The 18,139-nt window shown below is 68.8% G+C and carries 15 protein-coding genes; 6 read left to right on the top strand and 9 right to left on the bottom strand.

Annotated elements, in window-relative coordinates; translation table 11 throughout:
• Window positions 1-241: 241 nt before the first annotated feature.
• The 4 genes from KTR9_RS08135 to KTR9_RS08120 all read left to right on the top strand — a co-directional run bounded on the left by KTR9_RS08135 (window position 242) and on the right by KTR9_RS08120 (window position 6,173).
• The gene (locus tag KTR9_RS08135) at window positions 242-1,483 is read left to right on the top strand and encodes an HNH endonuclease signature motif containing protein (protein ID WP_014925983.1); all 1,242 of its coding nucleotides are present in this window, start codon (window positions 242-244) and stop codon (window positions 1,481-1,483) included.
• A gap of 595 nt (window positions 1,484-2,078) precedes the next feature.
• Window positions 2,079-3,653, top strand: a complete 1,575-nt coding sequence (gene metG / locus KTR9_RS08130) for a methionine--tRNA ligase (RefSeq protein WP_044506264.1) — start codon at window positions 2,079-2,081, stop codon at window positions 3,651-3,653.
• Window positions 3,654-3,668: 15 nt separating this feature from the next.
• Complete coding sequence (locus tag KTR9_RS08125; RefSeq protein WP_044506263.1) at window positions 3,669-4,895, top strand: aminodeoxychorismate synthase component I; 1,227 nt, start codon at window positions 3,669-3,671, stop codon at window positions 4,893-4,895.
• A 30-nt stretch (window positions 4,896-4,925) separates the two neighbouring features.
• Window positions 4,926-6,173, top strand: a complete 1,248-nt coding sequence (locus KTR9_RS08120; RefSeq protein ID WP_014925980.1) for a helix-turn-helix domain-containing protein — start codon at window positions 4,926-4,928, stop codon at window positions 6,171-6,173.
• On the opposite strand, the gene rsmI is transcribed toward KTR9_RS08120, so the two are convergent.
• Window positions 6,097-7,047 (bottom strand): 16S rRNA (cytidine(1402)-2'-O)-methyltransferase, encoded by a 951-nt coding sequence (rsmI, locus tag KTR9_RS08115; RefSeq protein ID WP_083888943.1) that lies wholly within the window; start codon window positions 7,045-7,047, stop codon window positions 6,097-6,099. The two genes, KTR9_RS08120 and rsmI, sit on opposite strands and share 77 nt — an antisense overlap.
• A gap of 38 nt (window positions 7,048-7,085) precedes the next feature.
• On the opposite strand from rsmI, the gene KTR9_RS08110 reads away from it, so the two are divergent.
• Window positions 7,086-8,666, top strand: a complete 1,581-nt coding sequence (locus tag KTR9_RS08110) for a dolichyl-phosphate-mannose--protein mannosyltransferase (RefSeq protein ID WP_014925978.1) — start codon at window positions 7,086-7,088, stop codon at window positions 8,664-8,666.
• A 34-nt stretch (window positions 8,667-8,700) separates the two neighbouring features.
• Here KTR9_RS08110 and KTR9_RS08105 read toward each other — a convergent pair whose 3' ends face one another.
• A complete protein-coding gene (locus tag KTR9_RS08105; RefSeq protein WP_014925977.1) occupies window positions 8,701-9,117 on the bottom strand; it encodes a DUF5313 domain-containing protein in 417 nt (138 codons plus the stop codon).
• 76 nt (window positions 9,118-9,193) lie between these two features.
• On the opposite strand from KTR9_RS08105, the gene KTR9_RS08100 reads away from it, so the two are divergent.
• Window positions 9,194-10,507 carry an aminotransferase class I/II-fold pyridoxal phosphate-dependent enzyme gene (locus KTR9_RS08100; RefSeq protein WP_014925976.1) on the top strand — a complete coding sequence of 438 codons (1,314 nt, stop codon included), beginning with the start codon at window positions 9,194-9,196 and terminating at the stop codon, window positions 10,505-10,507.
• A gap of 102 nt (window positions 10,508-10,609) precedes the next feature.
• Here KTR9_RS08100 and KTR9_RS08095 read toward each other — a convergent pair whose 3' ends face one another.
• The 7 genes from KTR9_RS08095 to KTR9_RS08065 form a co-directional block, all read right to left on the bottom strand.
• Window positions 10,610-12,421: a BCCT family transporter gene (locus KTR9_RS08095; protein ID WP_193363235.1), complete on the bottom strand. Its 1,812-nt coding sequence runs from the start codon at window positions 12,419-12,421 to the stop codon at window positions 10,610-10,612.
• 31 nt (window positions 12,422-12,452) lie between these two features.
• Window positions 12,453-12,884, bottom strand: coding sequence for a GntR family transcriptional regulator (locus KTR9_RS08090; RefSeq protein WP_014925975.1), 432 nt, complete (start codon window positions 12,882-12,884; stop codon window positions 12,453-12,455).
• Between the two features lie 10 nt (window positions 12,885-12,894).
• Entirely contained in the window at window positions 12,895-14,142 is a 1,248-nt protein-coding gene (locus KTR9_RS08085; RefSeq protein ID WP_148281167.1) for an arginine deiminase, read from the bottom strand.
• Window positions 14,143-14,289: 147 nt separating this feature from the next.
• Entirely contained in the window at window positions 14,290-15,591 is a 1,302-nt protein-coding gene (locus KTR9_RS08080) for an MFS transporter (protein ID WP_014925973.1), read from the bottom strand.
• Window positions 15,588-16,619 carry a patatin-like phospholipase family protein gene (locus tag KTR9_RS08075; protein ID WP_014925972.1) on the bottom strand — a complete coding sequence of 344 codons (1,032 nt, stop codon included), beginning with the start codon at window positions 16,617-16,619 and terminating at the stop codon, window positions 15,588-15,590. The genes KTR9_RS08080 and KTR9_RS08075 overlap by 4 nt, the downstream gene beginning before the upstream one ends.
• A 114-nt stretch (window positions 16,620-16,733) precedes the next feature.
• On the bottom strand, window positions 16,734-17,183 hold the full coding sequence (soxR, locus tag KTR9_RS08070; protein WP_004019988.1) for a redox-sensitive transcriptional activator SoxR: 450 nt from the start codon (window positions 17,181-17,183) through the stop codon (window positions 16,734-16,736).
• Window positions 17,184-17,262: 79 nt separating this feature from the next.
• A complete protein-coding gene (locus KTR9_RS08065; protein ID WP_044507755.1) occupies window positions 17,263-18,126 on the bottom strand; it encodes a universal stress protein in 864 nt (287 codons plus the stop codon).
• Window positions 18,127-18,139 lie beyond the last annotated feature (13 nt).

Below are 18,139 nucleotides of genomic sequence, written 5' to 3'. Positions count from 1 at the left end.
GCCGATCCGGAACAACGCCCAGCAATGCGGTGATGTCGCCGTCGATTCTCACTCGACGTGAAACGTTGGGACTCATGAGACTTCTGTTCACCTCGGTTCACTGCAGTTCACTGCAGTTCACTGGCGGTACTGCCGCTCACTGAGGGTGCACAAGTTAATTACGTTGCCGCGTAATTCAATTGGGCACTATTGGATGTGGAAATCGCTCGCCTTCGAACGAATTGTCGACTACCTTGGTGGCATGCCCTCGCTCCCCCAGATGCGCGACGTCGTCATCGCACTCGGACCACCGATCGACCCGACCGGTCGGGGCATTCTCGACCGACTGGACGAGCTCCGGTTCCTGTACAACGCGGTAGGCCATCAGATCGCCGTGCACGCAGCAGCTTTCGATGCGACCGGCGCGGCCGACAAGGTGGGGTCGACCACGCGCGGGGTGCTGATCGAGATGGGTTTCGCGCCGGCGGTCGCTCACCGCAGCGTGCGAATCGGGGCGGGCATCGACTCATTGCCGAAGCTCGGCGCATGCGCCGCTGACGGGTATCTGGCGACCGAATGCGTCGACGCCGTTGTCCGTGGCATGACCATCATCGAGAAGCGAACCCCGACAGATCTTTCCGATGACGATCGAGAGCGCTACGAGTCCGAACTACTGGCGCGGGCATTCTCGGGTGCCACCCCCACCGAGATCGCCGACCACGCACGCACCATCTCCCACCGCATCCAGGTCACCGCCGACGACGCCATCCCCGGTGCCGAGGACTCCTCCCTGAACGCGGTGAACTCGCACATCACCGACGACGGTCGCGTGGAGATCAAGGCCGACGTCACAGCTGTGATCGGTGAGAAGTTCCTGTCCATGATCGACGAGCGATCCTGCCCGCGACCCGAGCCCGACGGCAGTGAGGATCGGCGTACGCGCGAACAACGGTGGGCGGACGGCTTCGAATTGTTGCTGGATCAGGCGGCGATCGGCGCGACCCTCGACACCAGCGGCACACCCAGAACCCAACTACTGGTCACGATCCCGGCCGATGCGAAGGAGCCGGCGAGACTGCCCTGGGTCGGTTCGGTGTCACAGGCCACCGCGAGACGACTCTCGTGCGACGCCATCGTGGGCGAGATCGTGCTGGACCGAGAAGGAGTGCCGTTACAGATGGGGACCAGCAGACGACTCTTCCCGTCTCACTTACGAAGGGCCATCACGGTCCGCGACCTGTGCTGCGTCAAATGCGGTGCACCCGCGGCACATACGCAGGTGCATCACATCGTGCCGTGGGTGGACGGCGGCCCCACCGACCTCGACAACGGATGCCTGCTCTGCCAACGCTGTCACACCCAGGTACATCACCACGGTTGGCAAGTGATCATGGGCCACGACCGCCACCCCTGGCTGATCCCGCCTGTAGACATCGAGCCCGACCGCCGGCCACGGCCCGCCTACAACCGACGCACCATGCGGCTCGACGACGTGCTTGTGTAGGTCGCTCAAGCCCGAGCTGTCGGACTCGCATTCCGAGTGAGACGACGACGTACCCGTACGCAGAAACCCGGCGACCCGATCGTCACAACAGTTCTTTGACAACTCCACAGTGTGAGAGCGCGGCGCAGTGGCGCTCGTTGCGGCCCATTCTCGCGGGATCTCCCCCCAGCGCGGAATCTCCCCTGGTGTGGGCCGCAACGACGCCGATGCAGAGGCCGGGCACCTCGGACGCCGCATGGCTCACCGCATTCGTCGACTCATCGGCGACGTAGCGGGCGACGTACCCGGCGCGGTATCCGGCAACGCACCCGGCTGCAGGATCGGACGCAGCACGGGTCCGAGGTCGGTCAGCGCATTGGTCCCCTAGCTGTACGCGCGGTGCCGACCCGGGCGCGTCGTCCGCAGCCTTCACCGCGGCGGTGTTCGGTGTCGTTCCCATCGCTGCCCCTCCGAACGCCCTCGAGGGCGGAGGCGCGGCCCTCGTCGTCGATGGTGACCAGACTGTGCGCACCCGCAAGATCGACCAGGGCCGGTCAGGAATCGTGCGGACCGCAATTGGGTGTCGTCTCCACCGATCGGTAGTCTGTTGGGCACTATGGCACCCGATCTGACCAGCCCTGATCCGTCCGGTACCTCCCACGGCGGCGGACGCCCGTACTACATCACCACCGCGATCGCCTACCCCAACGGCGCTCCGCACATCGGGCACGCCTACGAGTACATCTCGGCCGACGCCCTGGCACGGTTCAAGCGACTCGACGGCTTCGACGTCCGGTTCCTGACCGGCACCGACGTCCACGGGCAGAAGATGCAGCAGACCGCGAACGCCGAGGGCATCCCCACCGCAGAGCTCGCCAACCGGAACTCCGACCGGTTCCAGGCGCTGCAGGAGCGGCTGGGGTCCAGCTTCGATCGCTTCATCCGGACCTCAGACGAGGACCACAAGCGGGCATCGGAAGAGATCTGGCGGCGCATGAGCGACCGCGGCGACATCTACCTCGACAAGTACTCCGGCTGGTACGACGTCCGCGACGAGACCTTCTACGGCGAGGGCGACACCGAGCTCAACGAGGCCGGCGACCGGGTGGCCGCCGACACCGGGCACGTGCTGACCTGGACCGAGGAGGAGACCTACTTCTTCCGGCTTTCCGCCTACCAGGACAAACTGCTCGAGCTGTACGAGTCGCGACCCGACTTCATCGGCCCCGACGTCCGGCGCAACGAGGTCATCAGCTTCGTCAAGGGCGGCCTGACCGACCTGTCGGTGTCGCGCACCACCTTCGACTGGGGCGTGCCGGTCCCCGACCATCCCGAACACGTCATGTACGTGTGGGTCGACGCGCTCACCAACTACCTCACCGGCGTCGGGTTCGTCGACGACCCGGAGACGTTCGCCCGCTACTGGCCCGCCGACCTGCACATCATCGGCAAGGACATCATCCGGTTCCACTGCGTGTACTGGCCTGCCTTCCTCATGAGCGCGGGTATCGACCTGCCCGAGCGGGTCTTCGCGCACGGATTCCTGTTCAACAAGGGCGAGAAGATGAGCAAATCGGTCGGCAACGTCGTCGACCCGGAGAACCTCATCGACGAGTTCGGCCTCGATCCGGTGCGCTACTTCTTCCTCCGCGAGGTGTCCTACGGTCAGGACGGTTCGTATTCCGCCGAGGCGATCGTGTCCCGCATCAACGCCGACCTCGCCAACGAGTTCGGCAATCTGACCCAGCGCACGCTGTCGATGGTCGGCAAGTACTTCGACGGCACCCTGCCGGCGCCGGGCGAGCTCACCGAGACCGACGCCGCGCTGCTGGCGCGTGCCGACTCGCTGCTCGACACCGTGCGAACCCACATCGACAACCAGGCGATCCACCTGGCACTCGAGGCCCTGTGGTCGACGCTGGCCGAGACCAACCGGTACATCTCCGCGCAGGAACCGTGGAAACTGGCGAAGGCCGATCTCGAGCGCACCGGCACGGTGCTCTACGTCTGCGCCGAGGTCGTGCGCATCGTCGCACTCCTGAGCCAGCCGGTCATGCCGGAGTCGTCCGGCAAGATCCTCGACCTCCTCGTCGTCGGCGAGGACCGTCGATTCACCGCCGTGGGCACCCGCCTGGAGCCCGGCACCGCGCTGCCGAAGCCGTCTCCGGTGTTCCCTCGGTACGAGAACTGATCCCGCACTCCGAGCATGATCTCGTCGGACGGGGTGGGGTCTGGCTCGCTCGGCCCGAGCGCGGCAGCACCGGCGCTCGACGTGCTGCGCGCCCTGCACGCCGAGACTGCCGCGCGTCGGCTGCCGCCGCCCGCCGCGCTGATCGGTGACTGGTACGACGCCGACGCCGTCATCGCGCCCTCGATCGAACTGACGCCCGGCTGTCTCCCGCCGGATGACCCCGATCGATTCTGGTTCGGCTACCTCGGTTTCCCGGTGCGGCCGCACGACGCGTCGCTGCCACCGAATGTCGGCGGGCACACCGATGGCGTGCTCGTACTCCGCGACGGTCGCTGGAGCTGCGCCGGTACCGGTGTACCCGACTGGGCGGAGGCGGTGGTGCACGCCGCAGGGGCGGCTCGCACCTCTGTCACTCATCGTCGGACCGACACCGTCCCGACGGCGCAATGGCATCCCCCGCAACGTGTTCCGCACCTGGACGCCATCGCGGAGTGCCTCGAGGCGATCCGCGCGGGCGAGGTGTACCAGGCATGCGTGTGCACCCGCTTCACCGGGACACTGACCGGCCGCCCGGTCGACTACTTCACTGATCTCGCCGGAGCCACCGCGCCGGTGAAAGCCGCTTTCCTGCAGGGAGATTGGGGGTCGGTGGCGAGCCTCTCACCGGAGACCTACCTGCGCCGGACCGGCAACATCATCTCGTCGTCGCCGATCAAGGGCACCCTGCCGGCCTCCGCCGACCCCGATGCGCTGGCCGCCTCCGCCAAGGACATCGCCGAGAACATCATGATCGTCGACCTGGTGCGCAACGATCTGGGACGCATCGCGGTGACCGGCAGCGTGCGCGTCCCCGAGCTCCTGACGGTGGTGCCCGCGCCCGGTGTCTGGCACCTCGTGTCGCGCGTGGAGGCGATCCTGGCACCGGGCACGGGCAACGACGCCGTCCTCGCGGCGACGTTCCCCCCGGCGTCGGTCACCGGCACTCCGAAGCTGCGGGCGATGGAGCTGATCGACGGCTGGGAGGCAGACGCGCGCGGCGTGTACTGCGGGGCGATCGGCATGGCCGGCCCCGACCGCGCGCTCGACCTGAACGTCGCCATCCGGACCGTTGAGATCACCCCCGACGGGACCCTCGCCCTCGGCGTCGGCGGTGGGATCACCATCGATTCCGACCCCGCCCGGGAATGGCAGGAATGCCTCGACAAGGCCTCGAGCATCGTGAGGCCGCGCGGTTGGGCATGATCGGCGGCCGCTTTGGGTACGATTCCGCACATGACTGTGCCCATCCGGTCGTCCACCGATCTCACGGTGCTCGATCGTGATCTGCGCCGTGACCACGATGCCTTCATGTCGGGCGGCACGCCACGCTCCGACGTGCCGGGGGATGTCGTCGAATCGTGGGGTCGTGTCCGGTCGGGCCGGCACCGCTCCACCGTCGACGCGCACAACCCGGGTCACATCTCGGACGACGAACTCGAGACCCGCCGCGCCACGCACCCACTGCGCGACGCGGTGCAACCACTCCAGCGTCTGTTCGCCCAGTCCGCGGACGACGCGTCGATGACCTTGGGCGTGTTCGACGCCGACGGCGTGCTGCTGTGGCGTGGCGGTTCGGCCTCGGTGCTCCCGGAGGCCGACCGGCTCGAGCTCGTCGAGGGCAGCCGGTGGGACGAGGACTCCACGGCGACCACGGCGGTGGGCCTCGCGGTTCGCCTGCAGCGCCCGACACGGCTGTTCGGGGCCGAGCACTACTACAGCTCACTGCACGGACTGTTCTGCACCGCCGTGCCGGTGCACGACCACCGCACCGGCGACATGATCGCCATCGCGGGCCTGGCCGGACCTGCGATGGAGATGCAGCCCGCGGCCTCGGCCTTCACCTCCGCACTGGCCGCCCTCGGCGAACACGAGATCACCCTCACCCATCAGCGCGAGCTCGCCGACCTGCGATTCGCCGGTCAGGCCCAGCTCGCCGGCCTGCACGGGCCGGGATTGCTCATCGACGACGACGGGTGGGTGGCCGAGGGGCGCGGCTGCACGCCGCCCGTCCGCGTCGCCGCGCCGACGGACAACATGCGTCAGTTCGTGGCGGGTCTGGGCATCTGTGTGGTCGAGCGCCTCGGCCAGGGCTGGCTGGTGCGTCCGGCCGGCCCATCCGGCCCGGTCCTGGCCGAGCTCTCCCTCGACGGAGAACCGACCGTTACGGTCACCGGCGACGGCGAGCCGTGGCGCACCGTGCTCACCCGTCGGCATGCCCAGATCCTGTTGCTCCTCGCCGATGCCGGCGAGCAGGGCCTCACCTCACAGCGATTGAGCCAGTTGCTCTTCGGCGACGACGGGCACACCGTGAGTGTGCGCGCCGAGCTGTCGCGGCTGCGCCGGGTGGTCGGGGCGCTCGTCTCGAGCCGGCCGTACCGTCTCGCACCGCGCGTGGAACTGCGGGTCAGCCCGGATCAGCTCGACGTCTTTCGAGCACCTGTTGGTAGACGTCGCGTCGAGAGGCACCGGAACCCTGCGTGACCTCCGCGCACGCGTCCTTGAGTCGCATGCCGCCGGCCACGAGTTCTTCGGCCTGGTCAGCGAGGTCGTCGATGTCGGGTTCGGCGGCGACGGCTCCCGCGATCACGACGGTGATCTCGCCGCGTACGCCGGTGCCCGCCCACTCCGCGAGTTCGGCCAATCCGCCGCGCCGTACCTCTTCATAGGTCTTGGTCATCTCGCGGCACACCGCGCCGCGACGGTCCGGACCGAGGATCTCTGCCGCGGCGCTCAGCGTGTCGGCGAGCCGGTGGGGTGATTCGAAGAACACGGCGGTCCGGGGCTGGGAGACCAGTTCGCGCAGCCACGCGGCTCGCGCGCCGGGCTTGCGGGGGGCGAAACCCTCGAAACAGAACCGCTCCGAGGGCAGTGCCGACACCGCGAGGGCCGTCGTGACCGCCGACGGCCCGGGCAGCGCCGTGACCGGGAGTCCGGCGTCGGCGCACGCCACCACCACGCGATACCCGGGGTCGCTGACCGAGGGCATGCCGGCGTCGGTGATGAGCAGCACGGTCTGTCCCTCGGCGATCGCGCTGACCAGACCCGGGGTGCGGGCGGCCTCGACCTGGTCGTAGTAGCTGACCAGCCGGCCACCGATCTCGACCTGGAGGGCCGCGGCAAGCGCACGGGCTCGCCGGGTGTCCTCGGCGGCCACGATGTCCGCGGTCTGCAGCGCCGCACGCAGACGCGGCGAGGCGTCGTCGACCTGGCCCATCGGCGTGGCCGCCAGGACCAGCCGACCTCGACCGTCCGAGGCGCGCTCGGGGTCGGGACCGGGATCGGCGATCACGGCGGGGTCGTCGGGCACGTTCGCATCGTCGTCGAGATCGGGTGTGTCGGACTGGGCGGCGTTCATCGACAGCCAGCTTACGAGGGACCACTAGGATCGATCGGGTGACCATCACCGCCGTGCACGACACCCCGGTGTCCGGCGGCGGCGCACGGCGTCCGATCCCGCCACCTCGCCTGGGCCCGGACGTGCCCGCACCGCTGTTCGGTGCCCCCGACCGCGGTCGTGGACTCGTCGTCGGTGTGGTCATCGCGCTCCTGGCCACCGTCACCCGGTTCTGGGCCCTGACCCATCCCACCGACAAGGGCACACCGGTCTTCGACGAGAAGCACTACGTCCCGCAGGGCTGGCAGGTGCTGTCCGGCGGCAACTGGATCGAGGACAACCCGGCGTACGGGCTGGTCGTGCATCCGCCGGTCGGCAAATGGATGCTGGCCGCGTCCGAGGCGATCTTCGGTTACGGCCCGCTCGGATGGCGCGTGGCGCCGGCCGTCTCGGGCGTCCTGGTCGTCGTGCTGATCTACTGCGCGGTGCGCCGGCTCACGCGGTCGACGCTGGTGGGTGCGATCGCGGGGGTCTTCGCGATCTGCGACGGCGTGCTGTTCGTGCAGTCCCGGATGGGCATGCTCGACATCTTCCAGACCCTGTTCATCGTGGCCACTTTCGCCGCGCTCGTCGCCGACCGCGACCAGGTCCGGGAGCGGATGTACCGCGTCTACCTCGAGGGCCGGATCGCCGACAGTCCCTTCGGACCCCGTCTCGGCTTCCGCTGGTACCGGTTCACCGCCGGTGTGATGGTGGGACTGAACTGCGGCACCAAGTGGTCGGGCATCTACTACGTCATCTTCTTCACCGCCCTGGCGATCGGTTTCGACGTGGCCGCCCGCCGCGCGTATCGCGTCCCGCGTCCGTGGGTGGGCACCCTCGTGCGCGACGTCGTCCCGAGCGGCGCGAGTCTCGCCGTGATGCCGGTCGTCATCTACTTCCTGACCTACATCCCGTGGTTCACCAGCGAGACGGCGGTCTACCGCTACCAGGTGGGCAACACGATCGGTACCGACGGCCCGTTCGCCTGGGTTCCCGGTGCCTGGCGATCGCTGTGGTACTACGAATCCGGCATCCTCGAATTCCATTCGGGACTCACCAATTCCGCGGGAAACCATCATCCGTGGGAGTCCAAGCCGTGGACGTGGCCGATGAGCCTCCGGCCAATGCTCTACGCGCTCGAGAACGGTCCCGACCAGTGCGGCGGGGGCGAATGCGTGCGCGCGCAGATGCTGATCGGTTCGCCCGCCCTCTGGTGGCTGGCGTTGCCGATGCTGCTGTGGGGGCTGTGGTCGTGGATCGTGCGCCGCGACTGGCGGTACGCAGCGGTTCTCGTCGGCTACCTCGCCGGCATCCTGCCGTGGTTCCTCGCCCTCGACCGGCAGATGTACTTCTTCTACGCGACCGTGCTCGCGCCGTTCCTGGTGATGGGCCTGGCGCTGTGCTGCGGTGACCTCCTGCGTTCGGCCGCCGCGACAGCGCGCGCCCGGCCCGAGCGCCGGGCGCTGGCGATCATGGTCGTCGCGATGTACGTGGGTCTGGTCGTCGCCAACTTCGTGTGGTTGTGGCCGATCCTCACCGGTTCCCCGATATCGCCGGGCCTCTGGCGGCAGCAGATCTGGCTGCCGAGCTGGGGCTGACACCGGCGGGAGCGGGCGGGTTCCCCGGACGGTCCTACCGGGAGACCGACGACGGCCGGGTGGACTTGTTGCGATATTTCCGGTGGTACTCGACATAGAGGTCGGCGTTCTTCGCGCGCTCGAGTGTGTTGATCAGCTCGGGGTCGAGTCCGTGCTGGACCAGCCGGTAGCGGCGGTAGACACGGTTCAGCGCGATGGAGAAGAACAGGTACGACAGCAGGATCGGCATGGTCATCGTGATCCGCACCCCCCACGGCCCCGGCACGAACAGCATCGGGAGCACGAGGAGGATGCACGGTATCGACCACCGTGTGACCATCCGCACCGCCGCACCTGGTCCGGTCAGATCGTTGATCACCCAATCCTGCACCGAGACAGGCAATCTGCCGCCGTACCAGTAGGCGACGTAACGCCACCAGACCGGGCTCGAGGATTCGTGTGGCTGGTTCATGGGCGCACTCCTGACTTCCGCGTGTACAGCCACGGTAGCATTTGTCCTAGGACAAAAATATCGAGCCGGAAGTACAGTGTGCGTCGTGATCACCGGGCAGACAGTGAACGCGATCGTTCAGAGCGCCCGCGACGCGATCGTCGCCGGTCGGTTACGGCCGGGCGATTCGTTGCCGCCGATCCGTGAACTCGCCGTCGAGCTGGGCGTCAATCGCAACACCGTGGCCACCGCGTACCGCCAGCTCGTCTCGCTGGGTGCGGCGGACACGCGCGGTCGGGGAGGCACGGTCGTCGCCGACCGACTGCAACCCGGCAGCGAACTCGCCGCTCCCGCAGACGCCGTCGACCTGGCCGGCGGCAATCCGGACCCCGATCTCCTCCCCGATCTGCGCGCCGCGATCGCTGCGGCGCCCTACCGCCCGACGATGTACGGAACCTCCGCCGTGGCACCGGCACTGCGGGCAGCGGCGCCGGTGTTGTTCGGCGATCATCCGCAGGAGGGAGAACTGATCGCGACCCACGGAGCCGTGGACGCGATGGAGAGACTCCTGAACACGCACCTCGTCCGGGGCGACTCCGTCGCCGTGGAGAACCCGTGCTTTCTCGCCAGCGTCGGCACGATCCGCGTCAACGGGTACCGCGCGCTGGCGGTGGAACTGGACGAGCACGGGATGCGTCCCGATCACCTGGCGCGAGTGCTGGACGAGGGTGCGCGAGCGGTCATCGTCACCTGCCGCGGCCACAACCCCGGAGGGATCGCCCTGTCCGAAGCGCGTGCGGGTGAACTCCGTGCGCTCCTGGAGCGATACCCCGAGGTGCTCGTCGTCGAAGACGACCACTTCTCGCTGTTGTCGGTCCACGACTACCACCGGGTGATCCCCGACAACAGCCGGCACTGGGCGGTCGTCCGGTCCGTCGCGAAGTTCCTGGGTCCGGACCTGCGGGTCGCCCTCGTCGATGCCGACCCGACGACCGCCGCCGCGCTCGACGCCCGACTACGCTCCGGCCGCCCCTGGGTCAGCCACCTGCTGCAGACCACCGCCGCTCACCTGCTGACCGATCCGGCGACAACCCGGCTCATCGCCACGGCGCGCGGCGAATATGCCCGTCGCGCGCGACTTCTCGTCGATCAGCTCACCACGCGGGGCGTCGCGTCGACCCTGGGGCCACCGGACGGGATCAACGCATGGGTCGACCTGCCCGACGAGAGTCCCGCGGAGAAGGTCAGCACCGAACTCGCACGCCGGGGTTGGGCGGTGCAACCCGGAACGATCTTCGCCGTCGACGACGCCACACAACGGAATGGTCTGCGGGTCACGACATCCCGGCTCGACCGGGCAACCGCAGAACAGTTCACGACTGCTCTCGCCGACGCGATCTCACAGGTCTGACGACGGTCCGCCGGCCGTCTCACCATACCCACCAGATACGCCGGTGGGCCGCGCATCACCGCGCGGCCCACCGGGATTCGTCGTGCTTGCGGGTCGAGGTCGCTACACCGCGGGACCGGTCAGCCGGTCGGTGCCGCGCTGACCCTCGTCACGTCCCCCGTCGGTCCGATCGGCATCGCCGACAGTCGATTCGGCGGGCGCCGATCCGTTGGTCGACCCGGCCGGCTCCGAACCGTTCGCCTGTTCGACCAGGTCGGGGTCGATCCTCTCGAGATGCCGGACCGCGTCGGCGTCGATCGATTCCAGTTCACCGGTCGCGATGGCGACGGCCTGCTCGCGGACGTGCTCGTCGACCTGGGCCGACAACACGTGACGCGAGACGATCAGCGGGTCGCGCCGGAGGTCGAGGAAGAGCGACAGGCACATGCCGATCATCACCACGACGAACGGCAACGCGGCGATGATCGCCATCGTCTTGATGCCGTCGAGCGCGCCATCGCCACTGATCGCCAGCAGCAGAGCGGCCACGACGCCCGTCAGCACACCCCAGAACACCGTCAGCGAACGCGACGGGTGTTCGACACCCCGTTGCGAGAGCGTGCCCATCACGAGCGACGCCGAGTCGGCGCCGGACACGAAGAAGATGCCGACCAGGATCATCACCAGGGCCGAGGCGACACCGGTCCACGGCAGGTGGGCGAGCACGTCGAACAGCGTGCTCTCGCTGGCCGCGGTGGCCGGATCGAATGCCAGGGTGCCCTCCATGTCCTGATGGATCGCGGTACCGCCGAAGATGCAGAACCAGACCAGCGACACCGTCGTCGGGACGACCATCACGCCGATCACGAACTCACGGATCGTGCGGCCGCGGCTGATCTTCGCGAGGAAGAGACCCACGAACGGGGTCCACGACACCCACCACGCCCAGTAGAAGATCGTCCAGTCAGCCAGCCACTGATGGCCCGCTTCGGTGGTCACCGTCGCGTCGGAGCGGGCCGCGAAGGTGGTGATGTCGGTGAGGTAGGCACCCAGGGTGGTGGGCAACAGGTTCAGGATGAAGATCGTCGGGCCGACGATGAAGACGAACAGTGCCAGCACGACGGCGAGCACCATGTTGATGTTCGAGAGCCACTGGATACCGCGGGCGATGCCCGACACCGCCGACGCGACGAACGCCGCGGTGAGGATCGCGATGATCGCGACGAGCAACATCTTGGTGGGTTCGTTGACCCAGCCGAGGGTGTCGAGTCCCGATCCGATCTGCAGCGCGCCGAGCCCGAGGGAGGCCACGGTGCCGAACAGGGTGGCGAAGATGGCCAGGATGTCGATGATCTTGCCGCCCGGCCCGTTGGCCACCCGCGGACCGAGAAGCCGCTCGAACACGGCGCTCATCAGCTGGGTCCGGCCCAGCCGGTACGTGCTGTAGGCCAGTGCGAGGCCGACGACCGCGTACATCGCCCACGGGTGGAAACCCCAGTGGAACATCGTCGTCGCCATGGCCGCGCGGATGTCGTCTTGACCGATTTCCGGTGGCGGACTTGCGAAATGGTAGAGCGGTTCGTACGCGCCGAAGAACATGAGCCCGATGCCCATGCCGGCGCTGAACATCATCGCGATCCAGCTCACGGTGCGGAACTGCGGCTTCTCCCCGGTCCGGCCGAGGGGAATCCGGCCGTACTTGGACACGGCGAGGAACACGGCGAAGATCACGAAGCCCGTCGCGGAGAGGATGAACAGCCAGCCGAGGTTGTTGGTGATCCAACTCAACACCTCGGTGGTGGTCGAGTTGAGACTCTCCTTGTCCCCGATCCCCCAGATCACGAAGGCGATGACGAGCACCGCGGTCACGGTGAAAACCACCGGGTCCAGTGTCTGCTTCGGACGCCCAGTGATCACATCCTGTTCACTTGTCATCGTTCAAGCCAATCAATCTCGGTGCATGTATTCAAGTTCGTCCGAGCACACGGTTGAGCATCTCAACGATCACGGAATCGTCGAGGCCCAGCTCACGGGCGGTTTCGACGTACGCCGTGGCGGCCGCGAAACCGGCGTCGAGCGCATCGTGGCGACCGGCCCTGATGAACGAACCCTGCCGCCCGCGGGTCTCGATGACGCCTGCCGCCTCGAGTTCCCGGTAGCTGCGCGCGACCGTGTTGGCCGCCACGCCGAGTCGCGATGCCAGGGCCCGCACGGTCGGGAGGCGTTCACCCGTGAGCAGCTCCCCGGATTCGATGAGGTCGATGACGCCGATCCGCACCTGTTCGAAGGGGGGACGGTCGGAGCCGGCGTCGATCCGCAGCGCGTCGAGCGCCGACGCGGTGCCGGTGCCGGCCGGGCCGGTGCTGCTCGGGTCGGGGGCCGACGGATCTCCGGTCATGACGCGAGCCTCACCGGGGATCACGCGCGAGCGGACACGACATGCACCGCGGCCCGCCGCGGCCCGACCCCAGTTCGCGACCCTCGATCTCGATGACCTCGATGCCCGAGTCGCGGAGTCGCCGATTGGTCTCGGAGTTCCGGTTGTAGGACACCACCACCCCGGGAGCGAGGGCCAGGGTGTTGTTGCCGTCGTCCCACTGTTCCCGCTCGGCGGTCACCGGGTCGAGTCCGGTGTCGATGACACGCAACTTGGAGATGCCCATCGCCTCGGCGGCCGCATCGAGGAAGTGCTGTTCGCCGGTGATCCGGACCGCGTCGGTCGCGGCGTCGTGGACGAGGGTGAACGCCGACATGGTGTCGCGGATGTTCGGGTACATCACCACGGCATCGGTGTCGACCATCGTGCAGACGGTGTCGAGGTGCATGAAAGCGCGCGACTGTTCGATCGGCACGGCGAGCACGGTGTGCGCCAGGTGGTCGTCGAACAGGCTGCGCGCCAGCGCTTCTGCTCCGGCGGGCGTGGTCCGTTCGCCGACCCCGACGGCCACCACGCCGGCGGCGAGCAGCAACACGTCGCCGCCCTCGACCGGCGCGACCTGCGACTCGTAGGCCCGCCGGGCGCCGGTGAACCGCGGGTGGTGTGCGTAGATCAGATCGGTCAGCGACGTCTCCCGCGCCCGGGCCGGCAGTGCGAGGGAGGTGATCGCGAACCGTCCGCCAATCCAGAACGAACTGTCTCGGGTGAACAGCAGATTGGGCAGGGGCTCGATCGCGAACTCGGGGCCGTGGTGCATTCGCCGCACCAGTGACGACCGTTCCGCCGAGGGAGTGATCGGCAGCTCGTCGAACGTCATCCCGGCCATCAGCACGTAGGCGAGGTCGGCCGGCGACAGTCCCCGTAGATGAGTGGCCAGATCGTCCGCGAGGTGCGTTCCCAGCCTGCGCGCGCTGACGGCCGCCGCGATGCCCTGGATCCGCGCGGCACCGCTGTGCGCGATGGTCTCGGCGAGCAGGTCGCCGAGGAGGTAGACGTCGACCCCCCGGTCGCGCAGCACCTCCGCGAACGCATCGTGTTCCTCCTGCGCGCGTCCGACCCACGGGAGCCCGTCGAACAGGAGCTGGTCGTTGTTGCGCGGGGTGAGGCGACGCAGTTCGTCGCCGGGCCGATGCAGCATGACCGCCCGCAGTGTGCCGACCTCCGAATCGGCCCCGAGCGCGTAGTCGTACCCGGGCGCGAGGCCCTCGCCGGACGTCACGGGCCCACGCACCCTGCGGTCCGCTGAGCGGGGTGATCGGACTGCCCTGCACCGGTCATCGCTCAACCGTAATTCGTCGTCCGCCCTCGCACAGCACTCATCGGCACCGCGGGGTGCCGTGTCGGCACGGACGGCCGGCTCGGAACGTCACCGATCCTCGGCCGCGTCGCGACGAACCGTTTCCGAGGCGCCGAGCGGATCGGTACCCGGGTCGGGTTCGGCCGGCGTGGCGGATCTCCCGGAATCCTCGGTCGGCGTCATCGTGGGGCCGTCGCCCACGATCGCCGGCGCGGTCTCGCGGGCGAAGACCCACAGGACCAGCGCGACCGCGGCCACCACACCGGTCAGCACGAAGGCGGGTCCGAAGCCGACCCGGTCGGCGACGAACCCCACGATCACGGGTCCGGTGACAGCGCCGAGGTCCGACGACATGCCGTAGGCGGCCAGCGCCGAACCGCCTTGCTGACGGTTGCCGAGGACGTCGGCGAGGGCGGCCTGATGGGTGGGCGCGAAGAGTCCCGAGCCCACGCCGGCGACCACCGACAACGCCAGCGCGACGCCGACGTTCGGGGAGAAGCCGAGCGCGATGGTCGCGACGACGGTGATGACGAGACCGGGCAGCATGATGGGCCGCCGCCCGAACCGGTCCGACAACCGGCCGGCGACCAGGATCGCCAGCACGTTGCCCGCGGCGTAGACCGCCAGCACGATCCCCGCCATTCCCGCGCCGGCACCGAGACTCTCGGTGATGAACAGCGGCACCACCGCGACCCGGACACCCATGGAGGCCCAGCCCTGGGTGAAGTTCGACGCGAGGATCGCGCGATAGGCGCTGTCGCGCAGGGCGGTCCGGAAACCGATCAGCGCACCCGTCGGGCCGTCGGCCTGGTCCGGGGCGATGACCTCTCGCAATTGGGTGGCCACCACCGTCGACGCGACCAGCAGCGCGACCGCGTACACGACGAACGGGACCCGTAGTCCGAAGCCGACGAGCGCCGCCCCGATGAGCGGTCCGGTGATGCTGCCGATGAGGAACCCCGCCGAGAAGAAGCCCGACACCCGCCCGCGAATGTCGCTCGGCGCCATCCGGATCAGCAGGGCCATCGCCGAGATGCTGAACATCGTCGAGCCGATTCCGCCGAGGCCGCGGAAGACCAGCAGCTGCCAGTAGGTCTGGGCGAACGCGCACGCCAGGGTGCTGGCCGCGACGATCAGCAGGCCGGTCAGATAGATGCGCCGCTCGCCGAAGACGGTGACCAGCCGGCCGGTCGCGGGCGCGAACATCAACCGCATGACCGCGAACGCCGACACGACCGCGGTCGCGGCGGTGAACGAGACGTTGAAGGTCCGGGCGAAGGTGGGCAGCGCGGGCGCGATGAAACCGTATCCGAGGGCGATGACGACGTTCGCCGACAGCAGGACCCAGATGCCGCGGGGGATCCGCCTCATGGCAGCTCGGGCAGGTCGTCGAGGGCCCGCGCGGTCAGGGTGCGGCCGAGTTCGATCATCTCGGAGGCCTTGTGGAAGTCGAGGGTGCGAACCGTTCGGCGGGGCACGCGGATCAACACGTCGGGCGGGTAGCCCGCGACCTGATAGCGGGTCAGGGCCTCCTGCATGATGTCGAGCGAGCGACTGAGCACCTCCACGCGTCCCATCCGGGCCGGTTCGTCGACGCCGAACCCGGCCTGCTCGGCGGTCGGGACGGAGGCCGGCTCGCCCGCGGCGTCGACCGCGTCGGCACCACCGTCGGTGGCGATCACCGCCCCGTCGGTGGCGGAGTGCTCGCCGCGCTCGGCCGTGGGCATCTCGTGACCGAGCCGGTCGCGGACCGCTCGGATGAACTCGTTGTCGAGGATCGGCGCCACGTTGCGGCGCAACAGTCCCCTGGCCTTCGGCTCCCGGATGGCTCCGGCCTCCGGCCCACCGTCGGAGCCGATGATGACGCCGATGGTCACATCGCTGGACACCGCCGAGGTGGGGGCCACCGGCAGCGGATCGAGGATGCCGCCGTCGGCGAGCAACCGGCCGCCGTGTTCGTGCGGGCTGATGACTCCCGGGATCGCGATCGAGGCGCGCAGGGCGTCGGCGAGGACACCGCGCTGGAACCAGACCGCGCGGCCGGCGTTCAGGTCGGTGGCGACCGCGGTGAACGGGACGGGCAGGTCCTCGATCGCGGTGTCGCCGAGGATCTCCCGCACCCGCAGCAGGATGCGCTCGGCACCGATCACACCGGGCTTGGTCAGCGAGACGTCGAGCAGTCGGACGACGTCGAGCTGGGACAGATCGGAGATCCAGTCGACATAGTCGTCGAGCTTGCCCGCGCAGTAGAGGCCGCCGACGAGCGCACCCATCGACGACCCGGCGACGGTGACGATCTCGAATCCCCGCGCCTCGAGTTCGGCGATCACCCCGATGTGCGCGTAGCCGCGGGCGCCGCCACTTCCCAGAGCCAGCGCCACGCGCGACGGTCGAGCCATGGGGCAACAGTACCGCCGCTGTTTTCCCTCGCCGAGACCGCAAGCGGCGGCGATCGCCTGCGGTCCGTGCCCACGTCCCCGGATGGTCCGGTCGCCGGGTTCGGGTCGCGGACGCTACTGATCGGTGAGGAGGCGGCGCGGGCCCGGACCCAGTTTGTTGAGTTCGTCCCCCGGGTTGAGGAGGTGGCACTCCCCCAGGGACAGGCACCCGCAACCGACGCACGACCCGATCATGTCCCGCATGTTCTCCAGCAGCGCGATGCGGTGGTTGATGTCGTCCATCCAGCGCTTCGACGCCGCTTCCCACATCGACTTGGGTGGCGATTCGTGGTCGCCGAGTTCGGCGAGCACCTCACCGATCACCGACAGCGGGATCCCGGCGACCTGCGACGCCCGGATGAACGCCACGCGCCGCAACATCGCCCGGTGGTAGCGGCGCTGGTTACCCGAGGTGCGCCGACTGAAGATGAGGCCCTGATCCTCGTAGAAGCGGACCGCCGACGGCGCGATGCCGGCTCGCTGGGCGAGCTCCCCGACCGAGAGCTCCAGCTTCTTCAGCGTCATGGCTCGATGGTAAGCGTCGCCGGCTCCTCGTCCCCGGTCCACGACCGGTAACGAGGAGCCGCCGTACCGCGCGGCTCCGTCAGGTGCGGACCACCATCACCGGGCACTCCGCGTGATGCATCACCTTCTGGCTGGTCGAGCCCAACAGAAGCCCGCGGAAACCGCCGCGCCCGCGACTGCCGACCACGAGGAGCGACGCCTTCGCGCCCGCTGCGTCGAGCAGCGCCTTGGCCGGCTCCTCGGGCAGAACGGACCGTTCGATGGTCACGTCCGGGTAGTCCTGCGCATATCCGGCAAGCCGCTTGGCGAGCACCTCCACCGCATCCTGCGTCATCCGCGCCACCTCGTCGGCGCCGATGCCGTATCCGTGGAGCGCATCCGCATCGAGAGGGGTCCACGTGTGCACCGCGCGGAGCGGGACATTGCGCAGCGACGCCTGCCGGAACGCCTCGGCGACGGCGGCATCGCTGACGGGCGAACCGTCCACACCGACCACCACGGGCCCGGCGTCGTCGCCCTCGGCGGCCACCACGGTGACCCGGCCGTGCGCGTGGGCGGCGACGCTGGTGCTCACCGATCCCAGGAACAAGCCCTTCACGCTGCCGAGCCGACGGGTGCCGACCACGATCATCGCCGCATCCTTGCCCAGTTCGAGCAGCACGCGTGTCGCGTCGCCGTCGACGATCGAGGTGGCCACCGTCACCCCGGGCGCCACATCCTTCGCCGCGTCGGCGGCCGCGTGCACCGCGTCGGACGCATCCTGGCGGATGGCGTCGACCACGTCCTGCGGGATGATGAGGCCGGGGGCGTAGTCACTCGTGCTGGCGTCATACGCACCGACGAGCTTGAGATCGAGACCTTCGGCCGCGGCCGTCCGGGCAGCCCAGCGCACCGCGCCCGTGGCCGCGTCCGATCCGTCCACGCCGACGAGTATCGCATTCATGTTGTGGCTCATC

It is taken from the genome of Gordonia sp. KTR9 (assembly GCF_000143885.2).
Lineage (GTDB): Bacteria > Actinomycetota > Actinomycetes > Mycobacteriales > Mycobacteriaceae > Gordonia.
The sequence above is the reverse complement of the archived record's forward strand: the minus strand, read 5'-3'. Positions and strand labels throughout refer to the sequence as shown.